At 66.8% G+C, this 17857-nt stretch carries 17 protein-coding genes; 3 read left to right on the top strand and 14 right to left on the bottom strand.

Annotation, left to right across the window (positions count from 1 at the left end; translation table 11 throughout):
- Positions 1-2: 2 nt before the first annotated feature.
- Positions 3-395 (bottom strand): tautomerase family protein, encoded by a 393-nt coding sequence (locus ACX12D_RS16835; RefSeq protein WP_441633865.1) that lies wholly within the window; start codon positions 393-395, stop codon positions 3-5.
- A gap of 183 nt (positions 396-578) precedes the next feature.
- On the opposite strand from ACX12D_RS16835, the gene ACX12D_RS16830 reads away from it, so the two are divergent.
- Positions 579-1469 (top strand): LysR family transcriptional regulator, encoded by an 891-nt coding sequence (locus ACX12D_RS16830; protein WP_459372007.1) that lies wholly within the window; start codon positions 579-581, stop codon positions 1467-1469.
- A gap of 36 nt (positions 1470-1505) precedes the next feature.
- On the opposite strand, the gene ACX12D_RS16825 is transcribed toward ACX12D_RS16830, so the two are convergent.
- The 6 genes from ACX12D_RS16825 to ACX12D_RS16800 form a co-directional block, all read right to left on the bottom strand.
- Positions 1506-2192, bottom strand: a complete 687-nt coding sequence (locus ACX12D_RS16825) for a Fe2+-dependent dioxygenase (RefSeq protein ID WP_150986891.1) — start codon at positions 2190-2192, stop codon at positions 1506-1508.
- 90 nt (positions 2193-2282) lie between these two features.
- Positions 2283-4517, bottom strand: coding sequence for a TonB-dependent receptor (locus ACX12D_RS16820; RefSeq protein WP_459372005.1), 2235 nt, complete (start codon positions 4515-4517; stop codon positions 2283-2285).
- 353 nt (positions 4518-4870) lie between these two features.
- Entirely contained in the window at positions 4871-5854 is a 984-nt protein-coding gene (locus ACX12D_RS16815; protein ID WP_459372004.1) for a Bug family tripartite tricarboxylate transporter substrate binding protein, read from the bottom strand.
- Positions 5855-5960: 106 nt separating this feature from the next.
- On the bottom strand, positions 5961-6863 hold the full coding sequence (locus ACX12D_RS16810) for a LysR substrate-binding domain-containing protein (protein ID WP_459372003.1): 903 nt from the start codon (positions 6861-6863) through the stop codon (positions 5961-5963).
- Positions 6864-7017: 154 nt separating this feature from the next.
- Positions 7018-8250 (bottom strand): metal-dependent hydrolase family protein, encoded by a 1233-nt coding sequence (locus ACX12D_RS16805; protein WP_459372002.1) that lies wholly within the window; start codon positions 8248-8250, stop codon positions 7018-7020.
- 14 nt (positions 8251-8264) lie between these two features.
- On the bottom strand, positions 8265-9599 hold the full coding sequence (locus tag ACX12D_RS16800) for an MFS transporter (RefSeq protein ID WP_459372001.1): 1335 nt from the start codon (positions 9597-9599) through the stop codon (positions 8265-8267).
- Positions 9600-9792: 193 nt separating this feature from the next.
- Between ACX12D_RS16800 and ACX12D_RS16795 the strand changes: the two genes are divergently transcribed.
- Positions 9793-9948, top strand: coding sequence for a hypothetical protein (locus tag ACX12D_RS16795; RefSeq protein ID WP_459372000.1), 156 nt, complete (start codon positions 9793-9795; stop codon positions 9946-9948).
- On the opposite strand, the gene ACX12D_RS16790 is transcribed toward ACX12D_RS16795, so the two are convergent.
- Complete coding sequence (locus ACX12D_RS16790) at positions 9945-10427, bottom strand: DUF2147 domain-containing protein (protein ID WP_459371999.1); 483 nt, start codon at positions 10425-10427, stop codon at positions 9945-9947. The genes ACX12D_RS16795 and ACX12D_RS16790 overlap by 4 nt on opposite strands.
- A gap of 509 nt (positions 10428-10936) precedes the next feature.
- Positions 10937-11281: a hypothetical protein gene (locus ACX12D_RS16785; protein ID WP_459371998.1), complete on the bottom strand. Its 345-nt coding sequence runs from the start codon at positions 11279-11281 to the stop codon at positions 10937-10939.
- Positions 11282-12171: 890 nt separating this feature from the next.
- Here ACX12D_RS16785 and ACX12D_RS16780 point away from each other — a divergent pair.
- Positions 12172-12771: a histone H1-like DNA-binding protein gene (locus ACX12D_RS16780; RefSeq protein ID WP_183032596.1), complete on the top strand. Its 600-nt coding sequence runs from the start codon at positions 12172-12174 to the stop codon at positions 12769-12771.
- Between the two features lie 416 nt (positions 12772-13187).
- Here ACX12D_RS16780 and ACX12D_RS16775 read toward each other — a convergent pair whose 3' ends face one another.
- From ACX12D_RS16775 to prmA, 5 genes are all read right to left on the bottom strand, one after another.
- Positions 13188-13655 carry an outer membrane lipoprotein gene (locus ACX12D_RS16775; protein WP_441633849.1) on the bottom strand — a complete coding sequence of 156 codons (468 nt, stop codon included), beginning with the start codon at positions 13653-13655 and terminating at the stop codon, positions 13188-13190.
- Between the two features lie 22 nt (positions 13656-13677).
- Positions 13678-14625, bottom strand: coding sequence for a carbohydrate kinase family protein (locus ACX12D_RS16770; protein WP_459371997.1), 948 nt, complete (start codon positions 14623-14625; stop codon positions 13678-13680).
- Positions 14626-14740: 115 nt separating this feature from the next.
- Positions 14741-15241, bottom strand: coding sequence for a thiol peroxidase (gene tpx / locus ACX12D_RS16765; RefSeq protein ID WP_043349617.1), 501 nt, complete (start codon positions 15239-15241; stop codon positions 14741-14743).
- A 71-nt stretch (positions 15242-15312) separates the two neighbouring features.
- Positions 15313-16890 carry a DUF3426 domain-containing protein gene (locus ACX12D_RS16760; protein WP_459371995.1) on the bottom strand — a complete coding sequence of 526 codons (1578 nt, stop codon included), beginning with the start codon at positions 16888-16890 and terminating at the stop codon, positions 15313-15315.
- A 9-nt stretch (positions 16891-16899) separates the two neighbouring features.
- Positions 16900-17814 (bottom strand): 50S ribosomal protein L11 methyltransferase, encoded by a 915-nt coding sequence (prmA, locus tag ACX12D_RS16755; protein WP_416049695.1) that lies wholly within the window; start codon positions 17812-17814, stop codon positions 16900-16902.
- Between the last annotated feature and the right edge of the window lie 43 nt (positions 17815-17857).

Raw genomic sequence — 17857 nt, 5'->3', positions numbered from 1 at the left:
GCTCAGCCGTGGTGGTAGCGGTATTCCTGCGACAGGCCGCCGTAGCCGTAGGTGGCGGCGCGCGCATCCACTACGTGGATGTATGAGACCGGATGCACGTTGCCGATCAGCTCCGAGAGGGCCTCGAACACGGCCTTCAGGTACTGCGCTTTCTCAGCCTTGGTGTTGGTTTCGTCCGTGACGCTGATGTCGAGGTGAAAGGCGTTGCGGCCAAGCTCCGAGAGCGGCTCGCCGCCAATGATCCAGGCGTCGTGGTCGATGTACTGCACGGCAACGACGGTGACCTCCGGCTTCTTGCCGAGCACGCGCTGGGTCAGCTCGGCGACGGCGGCGGCGCTGCGGCGGGTCAGCGATGCGTTGGGCTTGCCGGAGATCTGCAGGTTGATGTGGGGCATGACGGACTCCTTTGTTGTGGCGGTTTCACTCGGTTGGCCGGGTTTGGCCCAGCGGGTCAGTGATGCCAGTTTAGGTCTTTGCCTTCCATCGGAAAAACGGGAATTTGCGATACTATCCATCGTTAATACCGAAATTAACCCACGCCGAAATAAACCCATGCCGAAACAAGACGGGAGCCCGCCATGCGCGCACTTGAACTCGACCAGCTACGCACGTTCGTGACCGTGGCGGACGCCGGCAGCCTGTCCGCCGCGGCGCCTCGGCTGTTCCTGTCGCAGTCCTCGGTCAGCGAGCAACTGCGCAAGCTGGAGGAGCGCGCCGGCGTGCCGCTGCTCACGCGCGGCAAGCAGGGCGCGGCGCCGACACCCGCCGGCACGCGCTTGCTCGAGCATGCGCGGCGCATCCTCGCGCTGTCCGAACTGGCGCTGCAAGACCTGCGCGGCCACACGCTGGATGGCGAGTTGCGGCTCGCGGTGACGGACTACTTCCGGCCGGGCGAGATCGCCGGCATGCTGCGCGCGCTGCGCGAGCGCTATCCCTACCTGCGGCTGCACGTACAGGTGACGAAAAGCAGCGTCATCGATGCGGGAATGCACACCGATGATTTCGATATCGGCTTGTCGATGCGGTTGCCGGGCAAGGGAGGAAGCCCGCAGGCTGGCGCCAAGGGCGCGCGCGGCACCGTGCTGCGCCGCGAGGCGCTGGCCTGGGTCGCGGCGCCAGGCGAGGCGGAGCGCGTGAGCGGCCCGCTGCCGCTGGTGCTGCTGCCCGATACCTGCTCGCTGCATCAGTACGTGGTGCAGACGCTGCGCAGACGGCGCCTGGACCACGTGATCGCCCATTCCGCGTCGGGCGTGGCTGGCCTGCATCTGGCGCTGGCTGCCGGGCTTGGCATCTCGTGCCTGAACGAGTCGGCGATCGGGCCGGGCGTGGCGCGGATCGATGCGGCTACGCTGGCCAGGCTCAAGCTGCCGGCCTTGCCCACGGCGGAGTTTTTCCTGCTGCCGGCACGGGCCGGAGAGGCGGAGCTGGTCGGGAAGGTCAGGTCGGCGCTGGCGGAGCAGTTTGCATAGCGCATGGCGCCGGTGCGCGCTACCGCGCGCCGGCGCTCAGGTTTCAGTCCACTGCCGCAGCAGATTGTGGTAGCAACCCACCAGCGAGCGCCGCGCACCATCGTCGGCGCCGGTCTGGTTGAGTTTCTGGATGGCGTTGTCGAGGTCGAACAGCAGCGCGCGCTGCGCGTCGTCGCGCACCAGGCTCTGGATCCAGAAGAAGCTCGCCACGCGCGTGCCGCGCGTGATCGGCGTGACCTGGTGCAGGCTGGTGGCGGGATAGATCACCATGTCGCCGGCTTCCAGCTTGACGCTGTGGGTGCCATAGGTGTCTTCCACCTGCAGCTCGCCGCCATCATAGCTGGCGGGGTCGCTGAGGAACAGCGTGGCCGAGATGTCGGTGCGCAGCTTGCGGCCATTGTGCGGATGAATGCGCACGCCGCCGTCCACGTGGGCGCCGAAGGTCATGCCCTCGCTGTAGCGGTTGAACATCGGCGGGTAGACGATATTGGGCAGCGCCGCGCTGATGAACAGCGGATTGCGCTCGAGCATGCCAAGGATCAGGTGCTGGCACTGCTGTGCCACTTCGGCGCGCTCGTCGATCTGCTGGTTGAACTTGACCGGCGCGCCGGAGTAGCCAGCCGATACGCGGCCATCCACCCAGGCCGTGCCGGCCTGGTCGAGATGCTGGCGCAGCACGGCAAGCTGCTCCGCGTTGAGGACCTTGGGAATGCAGACAAGCATGACGATCTCGACAGGGTTCGGCGGCAGCGCGCGGGAGGTTTCCGGCCCTGCCGCGTGGCGTGACAAGGCATCACGCCACTTTACCTCAGCTTACATGCGATAGATGAAGGACAGCATCGCGGTGCGGCCGGTGCCGGGCACCGAGCGGCCGCCGTCCGACTGGATCAGCGCGTCGTAGTACTTCTTGTCGAACACGTTGAACAGGTTCAGGCGCACGTCGTACTTCGGCTGATGGTAGGCAATCATGCCATCCCAGCGCACGTAGCCACCGACCTGCACGGTGTTGGTGTTGTTGGCGAAGCGCTGCGACATATAGAAGGCGCCGCCGCCCACTTCCCAGTCCTGCAGCACGCGGTAGCTGGTCCATGCCGTCGCGGTGTGCTTGGGCGTATTGGTCGGGACCATGCCCTGGGTGCCAGCGGCGATGCCGTTGACGATCTCGCCGTCCAGATAGGTGTAGCCCGCAAAGACCTGCCACTTGCTGGTGATGCGGCCGGTCGCGCCGGCGCGGAAGCCGCGCACGCGGATCTTGCCGGCCAGCGAGTACGTGGTGGCGTCGATCTGGCTGCGGGCGTTGTCCTTGGTGATCTGGAACAGCGCCGAATTCAGCGACAGGTCGCCGCCCAGCAGGTCCCACTTGCCGCCCACTTCATAGGACTTGTTCTTTTCCGGGTCCAGGTTCTGCTGGCCCACGGTGCCCACCAGCTGCTCCAGCGACGGGTTGAACGACGTGCCGTACGACAGGTAGTAGGACTGCGCCTCGGTCGGCTGCCAGATGCCGCCCACGCGCACGCTGGTGAAGTTGACGGTCTGGTTGGCGCTGGGCAGCACAGTGCTGCCCAGCGTGTTGGACGAGTTGACGGAATTGGTGATGCTGGCAATGTACTTGTCGTAGCGCAGCCCGCCCACCAGCTTCCATTGCTTGCTGAATTCCACCGAGTCGTTGATGTAGGCCGCCAGCGTGTTGGCCGCCGCGCCCTGGCGGTTGCCGGTCACGCTCGGCGCGGTGGCCGGCGAGTTGCTGTAGGTCGGGTTGACGACCGGCTCGCACGCCGCGTAGCCGCTGGTGCCAGCGGCCGCGGTGGCGCTTGCCGGAGCGTTCAGCGGCACGCCGTTGCAGGTGCCGTTGCGGTAGTAGTTCTGGTTGTCATAGCCATCGTGGCCGATCTCGGCACCCACCAGCACGGTGTGCTTGACCGGGCCGGTGTCGAACTTGGCGGTCAGCTCGGTCTGGTTGAAGATCGAGTAGTCGCGGATATGGCGGTCATGGCTTTGCTGGCGCACGAACAGCGCATCGAGCGGCAGCGTGGTGGTGGTCAGCGGGGCGAAGGTGCCGCCCCTGACCGTGCCGACGGCGTTCGGCGCGGTTTCGCGCGCGTTGGTGTTGACGTAGTTGAACTGGGTCTGGTTGCGCAGGCGCAGGTTGGGCGAGAACTTGTGATCAACGGTGGCGCCCAGCGAGGCCACATCCTGGATGGTGCGGTCGTCGTTGAAGCCATAGGCCGTCTTGCGGTCGACGTTGACCGGGTGCCCGTTGATGGCCGGCAGGCCGTAGTCGGGCTGGTCCTCGTTATGCTGCAGCAGCGCCGACAGCGTGATCTCGGTGGGGGTGCCGATGCCCAGGCGCCACGACGGCGCCAGGCCGAAGTCCTTCACCTTGGTCTGGTCGCGCGTGCTAGCCGAGCCGTCCTGGGCCATCGCCGCGATGCGAAAGGCCGAGGTCTCGCCGGTGGGCGTGTTGTAGTCCGCGGTGGCGCGCACCAGGCCGTTGGTGGTGACCGAGCCGGTGACTTCGGTGGCGGCCTTCAGCGACGGTTTCTTGGTGACCTGGTTGATCACGCCCCCGGTGGATCCACGCCCGAACAGCATCGACGAGGGACCCATCAGCACTTCCACCGAATCCAGCGCGAAGACGTCGCGATAGTACTGGCCGCGATCACGGAAGCCATCCAGGTAGATGTCGGTACGCGCGGAGAAACCGTTGAGGTTGATGTTGTTGCCGATCTGGCCACCCTCGGCGCCACCGATGGTGATGCCCGGGACATTGCGCAGCGCATCCGCCAGCGAGGTGCCGCCCTGCGCGTCGATCAGCGCTTTGTTGACCACCGTGACGGATTGCGGAATGTCGCGCAGTTCCGCGGGCAGCTTGCTGATCGAGCTCTTCACCGCGCTGTAGTCGTCGTTGGCGCTGCTGCCTTGCACCACCACTTCATGCAACGTCGTAGGCTGCGCCGCGGAGACGGTGGCGGCCGTCTGGGCCAGGGTGGCAACGGGCGTGGCGAACAGCGCGAGCAGGGCAGTCGCGATCGGCGTGCGGCGATTCATGTCGTTTCTCGGTTCCGGTGCGGCCGCGGGTACGAGCCGGCCGGCAGCGGCGAGAAGGTGCGCGTCTGGATCGGTTCGGCCAACGGCGGAAGGCAATGATGGTTGGGCGAGCCGGAATATAAATGCGAATGATTTGCGTTGCAATTCACGTTGTCTTTTGATCACAGACAATATGTTGCCGTGTCTAATGTTCTAATTTAGAAACATGAATTGATGTTCGTGGATTCAATTGCGCACATGACCTATGTAAAGATGCGCATAAAACACATTTATAAAATGAAACGGGCCCGTACGTAACGGGCCCGATACAGACATTCACCGTCCTTGTTGTAAGGGACGGCTGAAAATATTTCTTATTCCGCCGTCATGTTGGCGTTTTTTGCGAGACGGCCAAGGCGCTCGCGCTCCGACTTGATGAAGGCAATGAAGCTCTCCTGCGAGCCGCCGGCGGGTTCGATGCCGTTGGGAATCAGCCGGTCGCGCGTTTCCTGTGTCTGCATGGCGGCGCTCATTTCGGCGTTCATCTTCTTGAGGATGGCGGGGTCGGTGCCCTTGGGTGCGAACACGCCGGCCCAGTGGCCGATGCGCACGTCCGGCATGCCTTGCTCGGCAGTGGTCGCGATGTTCGGCGCCGCGCTCATGCGCTTGTCCCAGGTCGCGCCCAGCGCCTTGAGCTTGCCGGCCTTGATGTTGGGCAGCACCACCACGCTGGCCTCGGAGGTAGCCGTGACCTGGTTGCCGATCACCGCGGTGATGCTCTCCGAGCCGCTCTTATAAGGCACCACGGTCAGCACCGCGCCTTTCTCCTTGAGCATTTCTTCGACAAAGTGCGGCGTGCTGCCACTGCCGGCGGTGGCGAAGTTGGCGCCCGAAGCCTGCTTCTTGGAATACTCGACCAGCTCCTTCAGGTTGTTCACCGGCAGGGACGGCGAGACCACGATCACGGATGGGCTCACCGCGACCAGCGAGACCGGCACCAGGTCGTCGGCCGCGTAGGGCATCTTGGCGCGGATCAGGCTGTTGGTGACCGTGCCGACAGCGCCGATCAGGAAGGTGTAGCCATCCGGCTTGGCCTTGGCCACGTAGTCCGCACCCACCACGCCGCCAGCGCCCGGGCGGTTCTCGATCATCACGGTCTGGCCCAGGCGCTTGCCAACCGCGTCGGCGGCGGCGCGCGCCACCAGGTCATTGGCGCCGCCGGCGGTAAACGGCACGACGAACTTGATCACATGGGCCGGCCAGGCATCGGCGGCCTGCGCGGGCATGGCGAAGCCGGCGGCGGCGAACAGGGCGGGAACGGCGAGGGCCAGCGCGCGGCTGGTGGCGGGAATACGCATGGTTGTCTCCATTGGCTGTTTTGGGTGCACGGGTGCTAGGTCCTCAGGTGCTGCGACGGATCATAACCAGCGAACCTGTCAATTCGCTGAATCCGCATGCCCCCCGTTACTGGCTTTCCGCGCTCTGCTGTGCCAGCCAGTTGCGGAACGTCCGCGCTGCCGCGGCCTCCGCGCGGTCTTGCGGCCACACCGCGTAATAGCCTCCGCCCAGGCTCGCGCTCGCCTCGCAGGCGCGCACCAGCAGCCCTTCCTGCAGGCAGCGGTCGATCATGTGGCGCCACCCCAGGGCGATGCCCTGGCCTTCGATGGCGAGCTGCAGCAGGATCGGATACTGGTTCGCCACCAGCTTGTGCGCTGGCCGCGCGTCCGCCAGCCCGTTGTGCGCCAGCCAGGTCTGCCATGACATCCATTGGCGCTGCCCGTCTTCCAGCATCAGCAAGGTCTCGCCAGGGAGGTCCGCCAGCTCCAGCCGGCGGCCGGCCAGGTAGTGCGGCGCGCAGACGGGAAACACGTCTTCGTCGTAAAGCCGGCGCGATGCCAGTCCCGCCGGCGGCCCCTCGCGCAGGTAATACATGCCCACGTCGAACTCGGCGGGCGAGAGCGAGGCCAGGCTGTCGTTGACCAGCAGGCGCAGGTGGATGTCGGGGTGCGCGGTGCGAAAGGCTGCCAGCCTGGGCGTGAGCCAGAGCACCGCGACGCCGCAGGAGCAGGCCACCGTCAGCTCGGCATGCCCCTTGCGCTTCATCACATCTTCGGTGGCTTCGGCGCAGGCCGACAGCAGGCGCTGCACCTCTTCGGCATAAGCCTGGCCGCTTACGGTCAGGCGCAGTGCGCGCGGCTCGCGGATGAAGAGCTTCTTGCCAAGGAAGTGTTCGAGCTGCGCCACCTGGCGGCTGATGGCGCTTTGCGTCAGGTGAAGTTCGCTGGCGGCGCGGGTGAAGCTGCCATGCCGCATGGCCGACTCGAAGGCGACCAGGCAAGGCAGGGGCGGAAGGGGGGAGATACGCATGGCGGCGAGTGGAACGGTATAGCCGCCATGATAGTCCGCGGTGATGGCGAGAGGCTGGTCGCCAGCGCCAGGTTGGCTTCCCTCTCCCCGTGAGGGGAGAGGGAGCGGCAGCCGTCGTCGTAGCGCGGGGCTTTGGCCCGGCCGCTGGCTTCGTTCAGGCGGGCTGGCGATGCAGCCGTCCTGCCTGCATCACCAGCGCCAGGTGTTCGCCCTGGCCGCACAGCACACTGATGTCCGCCAGCGGGTTGCCATCGACCGCGATCAGGTCGGCCAGCGCGCCGGCGCGCACGGTGCCGAGCTCGCCTTCGCGCTGCAGGATCGCGGCGGCGATCGAGGTGGCGCTGCGGATCGCCTCCAGGTTGCCGAGCAGCGCCGCGCGGATGCGGAATTCATCCGACTGGTCCTGGTGCATCTCGCCCAGCAGGTCGGAGCCAAAGCCCATCGGCACGCCGGCTTCCGCATAGATGGCGAGGGAGTCGCGCCCGGCCTGGCGCACGGTTTCGATCTTGGCCACCGATTCCGCCGGCAAGCCCAGGCGCGCGCCGTCGCGCGCGAGCGCTTCGTAAGTGACCAGGGTAGGCACCACGAACGCGCCATGCTCGCGCATCACGCGCGCGGCTGCGCGGTCGACCAGGTTGCCGTGCTCGATGGTGCGCACGCCACAGCGCACCGCGCGCGCGATGGCGCGGCCGGTATAGGCGTGCGCCATCACGTACGTCTGGGCCGCCTCGGCCTCGGCCACGATGGCGCGGATCTCGTCTTCACTGTATTGCGTGTTGCCGATCGGGTCGGTGGGCGACGCCACGCCGCCGGATGCCATGATCTTGATCTGCGTGGCGCCCTTCTGGATCTCTTCGCGCACCGCCAGGCGCACCGCATCCACGCCATCGGCCACACGGGCGATGGCGCCGGCACGGAAGGCGCACGAGCATGGCTCCAGCACATCGGCGCGCGGGCGGAAGTCGCCGTGCCCGCCGGTTTGCGACAGCGCCTTGCCGGACGGGAAGATGCGCGGGCCCGGCACCAGGCCGGTCTCGATGGCCTGCGACAAGCCCCAGTCGGCGCCGCCCGCATCGCGCACGGTGGTGAAGCCGCGCTCGAGCATGGCCTTCATGATCGGCACGGCGCGCAACGCCACCAGTACATTAGGCTGCACCACATTCAGGCCGAGGTTGGCCAGAGACGCCAGCACGTGCACGTGGCAGTCGATCAGCCCGGGCATCACGGTCTTGCCGGCGAGGTCGATCACGTGCGCGGCGGGCGCGTGGATCGGCGTGGCCGATACGTCGGCGATGCGTTCGCCCTCGATCAGCACATCGTGGCGCGGCAGGAGGCTGCCGTGGGCAGGGTCGAGGACGTTGCCGCCTTTGAGTAGGATCTGTTTCATGCGCGGGACGGTGATTAGACGGGTTGAGCGGCTTGGATAGCCCGCGCCGGGCGCAGGTAGGCTGGCTCGCGCACCAGGCGCGTGCCGGCCAGGCTGATGGCGGCGGCGAACATCACGTAGAACGCAGGCGCCATGGTGCTGCCCGTGCTGGCGATCAGCCAGGTGATGATGAACGACGCGAAGCCGCCGAAGATGGTGACCGCCAGGTTGTAGGCGACCGACAATCCGGTCGACAGCACCTTGGCCGGGAAGAGCTCGGAGAACGCCGCCAGGATCGGGCCGGTGTAGGTGGCGATCAGGACACCGAACACCAGCTGGAAGACCACCAGCGAAGCCAGCCCCGGGGCCTGGTTGATGTAGGCGAACATCGGGTAAGCCAGCAGCAGGATCAGCAGCGCCGAACTCGATAGCAGCACGCGGCGCCCGATGCGATCGGCCAGCAGCCCGACCAGCGGCGAACACACCATGATCGCCACGCCGCCCACCATGCCGGCGATGAAGCCAGTCGACTGCGGCACATGGAGCACTTTGACCGAGTACGTCGGCATGTAGAACAGCAGCACGTAGGTGCAGACCGTCCACAGGATCACCATCGAGAAGCTGGCCGCGGTCTGGCGCGGGTAGTCGCGCAGCACTTCGGTCAGCGGCGAGTCCGACTTGTCGGTGGCATCGCGGAAGGCCGGCGTCTCGTCGAGGTGATGGCGGATGTAGTAGCCCACTGGCCCGATCACGATGCCGAGCAGGAATGGCAGGCGCCAGCCCCAGCTATTGAGCGCCTCGGTGCTCAGCGCGGAGGTGACGAAGGTACCGGCCGCGGCGCCCAGCAGCACAGCCACGCCGATGCTCGCCTGGATCCAGCTGGAGTAGTAGGCGCGGCGCTCCACCGGTGCGTACTCGGTCAGGAAGGCGGTGGCGCCGCCCATCTCGCCGCCGGCGGAGAAGCCCTGCAGCAGCCGTGCCACCACGATCAGCAGCGGTGCGAAGACACCGATCTGATCATAGGTGGGCGCCAGGCCGATCATGGTGGTGCCCAGCGCCATCAGCAGGATGGTCAGCGACAGCGCCGCCTTGCGGCCCACGCGGTCGGCGTATACCCCGAGGATGATGCCGCCGACCGGGCGCATGAAGAATCCCACGCCAAACGTGGCAACCGCGAGCAGCAACGACGACAGGTCATTGCCGGTGGGAAAGAAGAGCTTCGCGATGATGACGGCGAAGAAGCTGTAGACGGTGAAATCGAACCACTCGAGACCGTTGCCGATCACGGTGGCGACGATGGCGCGGCGGCGTTGCGCGCCGCTGACGCCTGGTGGCTTCGATGGCGCTTCTGGGTGGGCGCTTGCGTGCATGACATCCTCCTGGGTTGGCGGGCCCGGTGCGCGCACCGCGTCGATGCCGGGTCGGCGTGGCAGCGCCGCCCGGTGCGGTCGGGGATCAATCGGCGCACGGCAGGTAGTCCGATGGTAGGAGCAGCGCCGCCGGGCCGAAAACGAATTCTGCGCATGTCGTCATGCGGGCAGCGCATGGCAGGCAACGGGCCGCATGCCGCGCAAGGGAGCGCGGGCGGCATCGGTGGGGCGGGCGGGGGCGGGCGGGGATGGGTGCGGCGGAGGTGGCGCGGCGGCGATGCGCGCGGCCAAGCTGGCGGCGATGCCGGTGCCGTCGGTGGCACCGGCATCGCCGGTCGTGGCAGGCTAGCGTTCGCGCTCCCAGGTCTGGGTGCGGCCCAGCAGGCTGATGCCGATGTAGCCGCGCACGTTGAGCTTCTTGCCGTCATCCGCCAGCGACATCTTGGTCTTGTAGAGCTTGCCGCTTTCGGGGTCGAGGATCTCGCCGCCGCTCCACTCGTTGTCGCCGGTCTTGCGCAGGCCGGTGATGATGGTCATCCCCATGATGGGCTGGTCGCGGCGTGCGTCGGTGCACTTGTCGCACACCTTGGTCTTGCCGTCGTTCTCGGTGAAGCTCTTGACCAGCTTGCCGCTGTAGACGCCGTTCTGTTCGCTGATCTCCACCAGGCCGCGCGGCTTGCCGGTGGCGTCGTCGATGGTCTTCCATGAGCCGGCGGGGGTGGCCTGGGCCAGCGCAGCGGCGCTACCCAGCAGCGCGCCGGCGAGCACGGCGGTGCGTGCCGCGACGGCGGCGGCGCGTGCGACGGAGCGGGGGGCAGTAAAGTGCATCGGGATCTCCTCTTCGAGTTGGTGCGCGCCATGATGCCAGCACAAGGCCAGCCCGTCGGCGCGCGTACGCCAATCTACTGGCGATGGGCTCGCGCTGCAATCGCCAGCCCGCCTTTGCGTACGCACCAAAGCCTTCGCGGCAACCGCCGCAGACCGGCCTGGCGTCTGGAAGCTGGCGGATTCTGTCATGCAGCAAATTGTCCGCTGCCCGGCACTCGAAGCAATCCTCTAGCGGTGCGTTTCAGGTGGGGGCGCCATGCCGCGCTTGCCGCCGCAGGGGCGCCGGCGCGTGCGGCCATCCACGCTCTCGTTTCTTGCGCGCACTTGCGCGCCTGCTGCCGTTGGCAGTCGTCCATTCGGATGGTGCGCGAGCCGATGCCTCGCCACGCGATCTGCCGTCCTGCCGACGCGCGAAGTCATCCGCTGGCGCACGCATGCCGACACCACCGTGAGACCACCGGCGAGATCACCAGTGACAGCACCAGCGATGCGAGACTCGGAAGGGCATCTCACGCGTCGACGACGCCTGCGAGATGCAAGTGCGAGATGCAAGCGCGAGAGGGCGATCGACATCGTTCGAGCATCGTTGGAGAGCGCGTGTCGCGGTGACGATTCTCAAACCGTTGCGTCGGCGCATCACTGCGCGCGCTGCGCGTGAGCGTATGTGCCGAGTCGAGGCGACGCGCACGGTCCGCGCCGCGTGCCGCGTTGCGGATGCGCGTCTTCGCGATAGCGCTGCCGATGTCATCGCAGCGCTCGCTCGCATCCGGGCAACACGCGTCCCAGCGCTCGCGCAACGCGTGCCGACGGTTGTCGCGCGGATCTTTTCTGCTTCCCCAAAAGCCTTTGTGCATGCGGGTTTCCGGCTTTACACAATGATCGGGAATTGGCATCGCCGAAGGGCATGGAAGAGGTGCCGAGCGCGATGCGCGCGCTGAAAATCCGGAGCACGCCAGCGACGTCTTCACGCTCGCGCGACGCTGTGTCGAAGCAGCATCGACCAGGGTCGCGAGCAGCGTCGCGAGCGTGCGAGAGACGCGATGAGAGCGCAGCGCGCGCAAGCAAAGACGAGGTCAGCGCAGCGCAACGATGAAGACGATGAAGTTGTCATGCTCGCGCGCAAGTTTTTTTGCACTTTTTTCTTAACATCGCCCAACAAACGAATTATGATTCGCCTTGACAAGAGTCTCACTTCATTGCATGGCCTGCGTGGCAGGCAAGACAGCAAGATGCAACGATGAGGTTGGACGTGATGCGCAACGATGAGCGCCACCCACTTCGATGCAATGAAACAGGTAGCTCAGGAGCACTAGAACTTTGACGCAGACCAAGCCGTACTGGTTTTCTAAAACGCGTGCAGTCTCCTTTGGCCCAGTAACGGGATGGGCGAACTACCCCCGAAAAAATGCCGTACGTGGTGTGCGTGGCCTAGCCCGCATCACGGAAATGCCGGCCGATATCTCTCTTTTCATGTCGCGCGCCGATCCGGCGGATGGCGCGGGCAGATCGAAAATTCCAGGGCGCGGCAAGCGTCAGAAGCCCGGCTGCGGGCTCCGCTTGGCCACATTCGCACCGCGCGCCGCGGTGCCCCTGCCACCGAATTCATTAGCGTGCGGCCACAACGCGCGCCGTGCGCCGATGAATCGCTCGCTCGATTGGGGTCGCACCGCTGTATCGCGCCTCGGGTCGGTCGGGTCGCCAACTTAGGTCATTCGATATTCACTCTCTAGTGAAGGAGTTATCCATGGCAACGACTGCAAAGAAGAAACCGGCGGCTAAGAAGGTCGCCGCCAAGCCGGCCGCCAAGAAGGCAGCCGCCCCGGCCAAGAAAGCCGCTGTGAAGAAGGTCGCCGCCAAGAAGGCAGCACCGGCCAAGAAAGCTGCACCGGCCAAGAAGGCCGCAGTGAAGAAGGTCGCCGCCAAGAAGGTCGTAGCGAAGAAGGCAGCGCCGGCCAAGAAGGCAGCCGCACCGGCAAAGAAGGCTGCCGCCAAGAAGGTTGTAGCCAAGAAGGCCGCACCGGCCAAGAAAGCTGCCGCCAAGAAGGTCGTAGCGAAGAAGGCCGCACCGGCCAAGAAGGTCGCCGCCAAGAAGGCCGCACCGGCCAAGAAGGCTGCACCGGCTGCCAAGAAGGCCGCGCCCGCCAAGAAGGCTGCTGCTGCCAAGAAGGCTGCTCCGGCCAAGAAGGCGCCTGCTGCCAAGAAGGCACCGGCCAAGAAGGCTGCTGCCAAGAAGGCCGCGCCTGCCAAGCCTGCCGCTGCACCTGCTGTTGCACCCGCTGCAGCTGCCAAGACCGCGCTGAACCCGGCTGCGGCATGGCCTTTCCCCACGGGCACCCGTCCGTAAGCGTGCCGGCAACGGCCACCGCTGGGAATTGCCAAGGCACGCAGGGCGTGCCGCACTGACCGGATACCGCGTATCCGGTCCGCAAGACGCTAGTCTTGCCAACCCGCCGATGGTGCAAGCCCGGCGGGTTTTTTCATGGGCGCTCGAAAGACGGCAAGCGAAGCACGGAACGCGGGACACAGGACACGGGACAAGGCAGCCCGGCCCGGGAACGCAGCAAAGAAAAAGCGCTGCTCCGGTGAAGGGGGCAGCGCTTTGCCAGGGTCGTATTGCGGCGTGTGCGGCGCGGTCCCTGAGACCGCTCCAGAACGTGCCAGGAGCTATCGGGCAGCGGGGGCGGCAACCTAGGCTGCCACCCCCGCTGCGCGGCCATCCGGGGCCGCCCAGGGCCACCCTATGCCGTCCCGCGTACCCTCTTAGTGCGTGACGCGGGTCGTGCCGCCCGACGACAGCAAGCGCACGCGCTCGCCCGGACGGAAGGCTTCGTCGGCGTCCTGGACGATGGCGCGCATATCGCCGTTGTCCAGGCGCACGGTGATTTCCAGGCCACGGCGCTGGCTGATCTTGTTCTCGGCCATGCTGCCGGCGATGCCGCCGAGCACGGCGCCCAGCACGCCGGCTGCCACCGAGCCGCCGCCGTTGCCGATGGTGCTGCCCGCGGCGATGCCGCCGATGGCGCCACCGGCGATCGTGCCGGCGCCGGTCTGGTCGCCCTGGATCAGCACCTCGCGAACCGTCTCGACCACGCCGTAGCGCAAGGTCTGCTCGCGCTGCGCCTGGCCCGGCTTATAGATGCTGGCGGAATTCGACTGCGCGGCGCAGCCAGCCACCAGGGTGGCTGCGGCGGCGAGCGCGATGGCGCTGGTGCGAATCAGGGTGTGCATAGGATCAATCCCGGAAAAGGTGTTACTCGTAGCGGTAGCCAAAAGCGGACTGGAAGCGCTCACCGATTTCGTCGCGCGACGGCTTGTGGTTCTGCGGACCCTGGTGCGCGATCTTGATGGAGCCCATCAGGCTGGCAAGCCGGCCCGTTGTTTCCCAGTCGAAGCCCTGTTCGATGCCGTAAAGCAGGCCGCCGCGGAAGGCATCGCCGCAGCCCGTCGGATCCACGACGCGATCTGCCTTCACGGAGGCGATATTGTACTTCTGGTTGTCGGCGAAGACGGTGGCGCCCTTTTCGCCGTGGGTCACGATGAACGCCTTGACCTGCGCGGCGACTTCATCGCTGGTCCAGCCGGTACGCGACAGCAGAACCTGGGCTTCGTAGTCATTGACCGTCACGTAGCTGGCGAGTTCAACGAACTGGCGCAGATCGTCGCCGTTGAACAGCGGCATGGCCTGGCCCAGGTCGAAGATAAACGGCACGCCGGCGTCGGCGAACTGGCGCGCGTGGTGCAGCATGCCTTCGCGGCTGTCGGGGGCGACGATGCCCAGGCCGGGCGCGTTGCTGCCGCCGAGCGCGTCCTGCACCTGCGAGAGCTGCGACTGGTTCATCGCGCCGGGGTGGAATGCCGTGATCTGGTTGTTCTCCAGGTCGGTCGTGATCATCGCTTGCGCCGTGAAGGTGTCAGGCAGGGTACGGATGTGCTCGGTGCCGATATCGAGCGCGCGCAGGTGTTGCAGGTAGGGCCCGGCGTCGACGCCGACGGTAGCCATGATCACCGGGTTGCCGCCAAGCAGCTTCAGCGTGTAGGCGATATTGCCGGCGCAGCCGCCGAACTCGCGGCGCATGGACGGGACCAGGAAGGACACGTTCAGCATGTGGATCTGGTCGGGCAGGATATGTTCGCGGAAATGTCCCTCGAACGTCATGATGGTGTCGTAGGCAACGGAGCCACAGATCAGGCTGGACATGCTCTCTCCAATTCTCGTAATGCGGGCTGATGGGGCCACCGGGTCATGCAGGTGCCCCTGAATGCAAAAACGGCCACCCGTTTTGCCGGGTGGCCGCGCCTGGCAGGTGGCGCGCTTACTTCAGTGCGGCCAGTGCGGCGTCGTAGTTCGGCTCGTTCTTGATTTCCGAGACCAGTTCGCTGTACTTCACGGTGTCGTTCTCATCGAGCACCACCACGGCGCGAGCGGTCACGCCGGCCAGCGGGCCGGTCTTGATGTCCACGCCGTAGTTGCCCTTGAAGTCGGCGCCGCGCATCAGCGACAGCGGCACCACGTTGGCCAGGCCTTCAGCGGTGCAGAAGCGGCCCATGGCGAACGGCAGGTCGGCCGAGACGGTCAGCACAACGGTGTTGGCCAGGCCGCTGGCGGCTTCGTTGAACTTGCGCGCCGAAGCCTGGCACACCGGGGTGTCCAGGCTGGGGACGATATTGAGCACCTTGCGCTTGCCGGCGAAGTCAGCCAGCGTGACATCCTTCAGGTCCTTGCCGACCAGCGAGAATGCGGGGGCCTTGTCGCCGGCTTGCGGAAACTTGCCGCCGACTTCGATGGCGTTGCCGCCGAGGGTGACGTTGCTCATATGTGCTCCTGTGTGAAATGTGGGCTCGCAAATCGGGGGCGCTCGGGATTGGCGGCGAGCCCAGATGGAAGTCAGGGATAGAAGATCAGCACGCGGTAGTTTGCCGCCGCTTGCTGCGACCGGAATCGTACCCGAACCGGCAGCTCCGTGCCTGCCCGCAGGCCATGTGTGGCAAAGGCCTGCTGCTCGGCTTCAAGGTAGTCGGCGGGTTGGAGCACCTTGCGCAGCAGGAGCTGGTCCTGGAGATCCGTCATGACCAGCTCGATGGCGGGCAGCGCCACGGTGGCGCGGCCCTGGTTGCGCAGCGTCACGGCGAGCAGGTAGGCGTCGGATTCGTCATCCTGCTTTTGCAGCAGCGAGCTCTCGATGCGCAAGGCGTCGATGTCGCGCCACGGCGCCACCGCGCAACCCAGCGCAGCGCAGGCCGCCTCGAGGGCAGGGCGCAATACGGGGAAGCGGCCGGACAACTGGCTGCGCGCCAGGTAGGTGCCTTGCACCAGGCCCGCAATCACGAGGAACCCGATCGCCAGCCTTTGCAGCATGCGCTTGCGCTTGGCCGGGCCAGGATCGCGCTCGCGCGCATGGCGCAGGAAGTCGGGCGCGAAGGACGGGGTGGCAGGCGTGTCGCTGCGCATCCACGGCCGCTCGGCCTGTTCGCGTGAGATCGCTTCGGGAATCTCGGGGAGGTCGTCCTGCGCTTCGGCGCGCAGGTAGCCGCTTGCGCTCGGGATGGCCGCGGCGTCGGCGTCGGTGTTGGCGGCGGCACTCGTGGCGGCGTGGCTGGTGGCGGATGCTTCGTTCGCCGCTTTCGCTGTGTTGGCAGCGCTTTCCGTATCGGCGATGTCCGCGGTGTGCGTGGCATCGTCGTCGCCCAGCGTGCTGGGATCGAGCCGCGGCCAGGGTGCAGCTTCCGGCGCGGGTGCTTCGCTTGCCCGCGATGCCTCTGGCTCTGCCTCGGCCTCGGCGGGAAGGCCGGCTTCCTCGCTCTCGACGATGCCGGGTACGAACACCGCGGAAGGCTCGTCCTCGTCCTCGTCCTGGTCAGCGTTGCCGGCTTCCGGCTCCATCCGATGGTTGCCGGCCTGCACGGCCTCGTCCGCTTCCGCCTGCGTCTGGTACAGCATGACGGTGGGCGCATCGAGCGCCGGCACGTCGTAGCCAGGGTCGTAGCCGGGGTCGAAGGGCGCGGCGGGGCGGCTGTCGTCGGGGTCGTGCTGGGGGGGCGTGTCGACGTGCGCTGCTTCGTGTGGCACGGCGGTGGCTTCGGCCGGGTGCGCTTGCGCGTCCGGGTGCGCCACGGCATGCGCCCGCTTGCGCGGGGCGCGCGGTGCGCGGGCAGCCTTGTGTGCTTCTTCGTGTGTTTCTTCGTGTGCTTCTTCGTGTGCTTCTTCGTGCGCGTGCCCGGCGGGCGCCTCCTGTGCCGGGGGCGCGGCGGGGGCAGGGGCGGCAATGCCTTCCCCCGCCTGCGCGACGGTCTCAGGGCCGGCTGCCGGCTCGGGCGCCGGCAACTCGATCAGGTGCTCGCGTGCATCGAAGACGGTGTCGCACTGGCCGCAGCGGACCAGTCCCTGGCGCAGCCGCAGCTGGTCCGCCACCAGCCGAAAGGCAGTGCGACAGGCCGGGCAACGCGTGACGAGCTTGGCGGCCATGGGCTGGGCTCAGCTTTGGGTGCCGGGGCCTTCACCGCGGGTGCCATGCAGGCAGACCCAGCCTTCCTCGCTGCGCCAGACCGACATGGGCAGCCAGGGCGCGTAGGCCGCGGCGACTTCGTCGGCCTGCCGCTCCAGCACGCCCGACAGCACCAGCCGGCCGCCGGGGCGAACCCGCGCGCTCAACATGGCCGCCATCAGCTTCAGCGGGTTGGACAGGATATTGGCGACGACGAGGTCGTAGCTGGCCTCGGAGACGGTTTCCGGCAGCGCGAAGGTGGCCTCCACGCGATTGCGCTCGGCGTTATAGCGCGAGGCTTCCACCGCGTTGGGGTCGATATCGATGCCGAGCGTGTCGCCGGCGCCCAGCTTGCGCGCCACGATGGCGAGGATGCCCGAGCCACAGCCGTAGTCGAGCACCGTTTCGCCGGCCTTGATGTTCTGTTCCAGCCACTGCATGCACAGCCGCGTGGTGGGATGGCTGCCGGTACCGAAGGCTAGGCCCGGGTCCAGCTCCAGCACCACCGCGTCGGGGTCCGGCGCGTCGTGCCAGGACGGCACCACCCAGATGCGCTCGCCGATGCGGATCGGCGCGAACTGGGATTGCGTCAGGCGCACCCAGTCCTGGTCTTCGACGGGGCGCAGCTGGTAAGCCGGCACCGGGTCGATGCCCAGCGCATTGGCGGCAGCGGCCACCACCAGCACGGGGTCGGCGCTGTCGTCAAACAGCGCCACCACGCGTGAGCGGTTCCATGCCAGGCGGGTCGGCTCCATGCCGGGCTCGCCGAACAGCGGCTGCTCGTCGGGCGTATCGGCATCGGCGTCTTCCACCGAGACCGACAGCGCGCCGAGGTCGAACAGCGCGTCAGACCAGGCTTCGGCCTGATCTTGTGCGATTTCGATCACACATTCCTGAAATGCCACAGGCGATCCTTGTCGATCAGTTATGACTGGCCGCGCCGGGGCT

The sequence above is a fragment of the Cupriavidus sp. PET2-C1 genome, assembly GCF_054515855.1.
The sequence above is the reverse complement of the archived record's forward strand: the minus strand, read 5'-3'. Positions and strand labels throughout refer to the sequence as shown.